A 3,978-nucleotide genomic window follows, 5' to 3' on the forward strand; every position below is an offset into this window, starting at 1 on the left:
ACATGCTAATGTGGAGCTGTTTTTTAGGGGAACGGTATGTGTTCCATCGCTTACAAACTATTGGTACTATCTAAAAAAAAACGAATCTATAATAAATTACAGATTCGTTTTTATAAAATAATTTTATTTTTTTAACAAGTTTTCAATATCAGTTTTTATATTTAATGGAAGTACTGTTGGTGCATATCTTTTAATTACTTCACCATCCTTATCTATCAAAAACTTAGTAAAATTCCATTTTATTTCCTTACCTAAAAATCCTTTTTCTTCATTCTTTAAATATTTATATAATGGATGTGCATTTTGTCCATTTACATTTATTTTTTCAAACATTGTAAAACTAACTCCATAATTTAATAAACAAAACTGTTGTATCTCTTCATTACTACCAGAATCTTGTTTCGCAAATTGATTGCAAGGGAATCCTAAAATTTCAAAACCTTGCTCTTTATATTCGTTATATAATTTTTCAAGCCCTTCAAATTGAGGAGTTAATCCACACTTACTAGCAGTGTTTACAACTAAAACAACCTTACCCTTATATTCCTCCATCTTAATATCTTGTCCATCCATTTCTTTTGCTGAAAAATCATAAAATTTCATATTAATTACTTCCCTTCAAAATTAATTTATTATTTTAGTATGTTAATATATCGTTTATTGATTTTGTTCAATTTAATTTAACTCAACTTTATTATATATTTAATTGTTTTTCTTGTCAATCTATATTATATTAAATTTGCTGTTTTGTTACATAAAAATAAACGTGAGCTCTATATTTAAGTGATCTCACGTTTATTCTTACAAGTTTTATTTTTATTATGTGTTAATAGAATAGTTCCTTAACTTCTATATCTGGATTATGATAACGTCCTCTTTTTATTGTTGCTTTTTTATATTGAATGGATCTTTGTGGACACCACTGCATACATGCCATACATTGCTCACATTTATGTTGCCATTTTGGTTTGCCATCTTTCATTTCTATATTACTAGCAGGACATACCTTTGAACATATACTACAACCATTACAATTTTTATCTGTCCAAAACTCTTTATCTTTTTCATAAGGACTAAAACTACTATAAACCATTCCACCAACTGTCCTCATTAAACTTTCGCTTACTCCACTAAATTCAACTATTTCATTGTTATTTATGCTTTTAACAATCCCACTAATTTTTTCTTTTTCATTATCAAAACACTTTTTCTGTTTTTCTTCAGAATAAGGCGCGTAAATCACTTGATAATTTCCTGGCATTTTAACTTTAAATGCAGCGCTAAGTTTAATACCCTTATCCGTTAATAACTCTTCTAATTGTTTTATAGATGCACCCGCTGCTGATCCAAAGGTTACAACAGTATAAACATAAACATCCTTCATAAGTCTAATATCTTTAATAAACTCTTTAACTAAAAGTGGCATTCCAGAAGCATATACTGGAAAAATAATTCCAATTTTATTTGATGTTGTATTATTTATATTCATGTTTTTTGCGCATATTTGTATAATTTCTGTATCTTTGAGTCCTTCTGCCACATCCTTAGCTACCTTTAAAGAATTACCCGTACCACTAAAACAATAAATTGTCGATTTCATAAAAAACTCTCCTATATACAATATTATTTTCATTAAAACAATTTTATTCATAACCATTCTATTATATACAATGCTATTGTATATAATAGTTAATGTCAAGATTTTATAAAAAAATATGGAACCTTTCCTTTAAAGAAAAGTTCCATATCTGTTACATTTTAAATATTATTTAGTCATAAAGTTTTTACCACGATGCATATCAACTTCCTGGGCTTTTATTACTTTTATCAAATCATAAGCATCTTTATCTAATGCTAATTTCCCATAATTATTCACTTCATTTTTGTCTTTTGGCCCATGACGAAGAGACGCTGCTCCACCAATACATCCACCGCTGCAAGCCATTCCTTCTATAAAATTACCAACTGATCTGTTGAATTTTAATAGTTTTAATGCTTTGTCACATTCAATAAGTCCATCACAACTTATAGGTTTTAATTCCACTGGTGTATTTGCCTCTTCAACTAAATGTTTTACAGCCTCTGTAAGTCCACCCGATCTAGCAAATATTCTTCCATAAAAAGAAGCATTATTTAATGGAAGTTCTTCGCAGGTCTCAAGATTTATTTCATAAGCATCAAGCATTGCCTGAAGTTCCTCAAAAGTCATTACATAATCAGTAATCCCTTTTATATCATCTTGTTTTATTTCCATCTTTTTAGATGTACATGGTCCAATAAATACAATTTTAGCTAATGGATCTGTTTTTTTAATAAGTTTACTAATTGCTATCATCGGTGAAACTGTGCTTGAAACATGTTTAGCAAGCTCAGGGTAATTTTTTTTAATATAAGAAACAAAAGCTGGACAACAAGAACTTGTCATAGTTTTAAGTTCCTCTATAGTCTCTATAAATTCTTTTGTTTCATTTTGCACTACCATATCAGCACCTATAGCCACTTCTACCACATCATAAAATCCCATCTCTTTTATACCCGCAACAACCTGTCCAATTTTCGCATAAGTAAATTGACTAGCAATTGCAGGTGCAATAACTGCATAAACATGCAATTTTTCATTTTCTTTTGATTTTATTAATAATTTAGCAATATCTACAACTGAGGATTTATCCATAATGGCACCAAATGGACATTGATAAACACAAGCACCACATTGTATACATTTTTCATTATCAATTATCGCTTTCTTATCTTCATCGAAACTTAAGGCACCTGCATTACAGGCTCTACGACAAGGCCTCATTACATCAGATATTGCATTATATGGACAAGCATTTTTACATTTACCACATTCAATACACTTATCTGGATTAATATAAGATCTTCTATTAATAGATTGAATTGCACCCACTGGGCATGCTTGAATACATTTGTGTGTTAGGCAGCCTCTACATGCTTCAGTAACTGTAAAGCGTTGAATTGGACATTCTTCACATGCTATATTTATCACTTCTATAATGTTTTTATTTTTTTTATTTCCGCCCATTACAAGTTTTATTCGTTCGCCAACAATGGCTCTTTCCTTATGAACACAACAACGAGTTCTTGATTTAGGTCCTGGAACAAGAACTTTAAACAAATTTTTACCTTCTTTTTGCAAAGTCCCTTTAATTGTAAGTTTAACTACTTCTTTTATTACCTCATATTTTATAAGTTGTATATCATTATCAAACGATCTCAAATACATCACTTCTCCTAATTTTAGAATGTTGATCATAGATATAAAATTTAGTCGTCCTCAAATAGGAGTAAAACATATTTACCGCCTCTTATCAAAATACCATTAGTATTTCTCTCAATATTTAACTTTAACTATGTTAAAACAATAACATAGTGTTAATAAATTATCAAGTGAAATTTATAGCTACTCACAAAAAACAAAAAAGGCAACATATTCGTTACCCTTTTATAATGCTTTCATTACTATTTACCGAAAGTTTCTTTCCAATCCTTAGCAAATTTTTCTATTCCAGCATCTGTTAATGGATGTTTTATCATTTGTTTAATAATTTTAAGTGGAACGGTCGCAATATTACAGCCTGCAACTGCTGCATCTGTAACATGCATTGGATTTCTTATGCTAGCTGCTATTATTTCAGTATCTATCGCATGTACTTTAAATATTGTAACAATAGTTCTTATTAAATCCATGGCATTAGCATTTATATCATCAAGTCTTCCTATGAAAGGACTTACATAAGATGCTCCTGCTCTTGCTGCAAGTAATGCTTGTCCTGCAGAGAATATTAATGTAACATTTGTTTTTATTCCTTCTTTTGCAAGAACTTTAACAGCCTTAAGACCTTCCTGCGTCATTGGAATTTTAACAATCATATTCTTATGAATTTTAGATATTTCTCTTCCTTCTTTTATCATACCTTTTGAATCTAAAGAAATAACTTCTCCACTTATAGGTCC

4 protein-coding genes are annotated in these 3,978 nt (G+C 29.6%); all 4 read right to left on the reverse strand.

Annotated features, from left to right (window positions below; translation table 11 throughout):
- Window positions 1-123: 123 nt before the first annotated feature.
- Window positions 124-603, reverse strand: a complete 480-nt coding sequence (locus Q0649_RS00580; protein WP_298836190.1) for a glutathione peroxidase — start codon at window positions 601-603, stop codon at window positions 124-126.
- Between the two features lie 223 nt (window positions 604-826).
- On the reverse strand, window positions 827-1,600 hold the full coding sequence (locus Q0649_RS00585; RefSeq protein ID WP_298836192.1) for an EFR1 family ferrodoxin: 774 nt from the start codon (window positions 1,598-1,600) through the stop codon (window positions 827-829).
- A gap of 165 nt (window positions 1,601-1,765) precedes the next feature.
- Window positions 1,766-3,247, reverse strand: coding sequence for a 4Fe-4S dicluster domain-containing protein (locus Q0649_RS00590; protein WP_298836194.1), 1,482 nt, complete (start codon window positions 3,245-3,247; stop codon window positions 1,766-1,768).
- Window positions 3,248-3,483: 236 nt separating this feature from the next.
- Window positions 3,484-3,978: fructose-6-phosphate aldolase (fsa, locus tag Q0649_RS00595; protein WP_298836196.1), on the reverse strand; the 495-nt coding region annotated here is incomplete at its 5' end.

Source organism: uncultured Clostridium sp., from assembly GCF_937920395.1.
Classification (GTDB): Bacteria; Bacillota; Clostridia; order Clostridiales; family Clostridiaceae; genus Clostridium_AD.

What these genes read in the sequence shown, in the direction of transcription:
- Q0649_RS00590 (WP_298836194.1), bottom strand. Translation starts at nt 3,247, where the DNA reads ATGTATTTGAGATCGTTTGATAATGATATACAACTTATAAAATATGAG.
- Q0649_RS00580 (WP_298836190.1), bottom strand. Translation starts at nt 603, where the DNA reads ATGAAATTTTATGATTTTTCAGCAAAAGAAATGGATGGACAAGATATT.
- Q0649_RS00585 (WP_298836192.1), bottom strand. Translation starts at nt 1,600, where the DNA reads ATGAAATCGACAATTTATTGTTTTAGTGGTACGGGTAATTCTTTAAAG.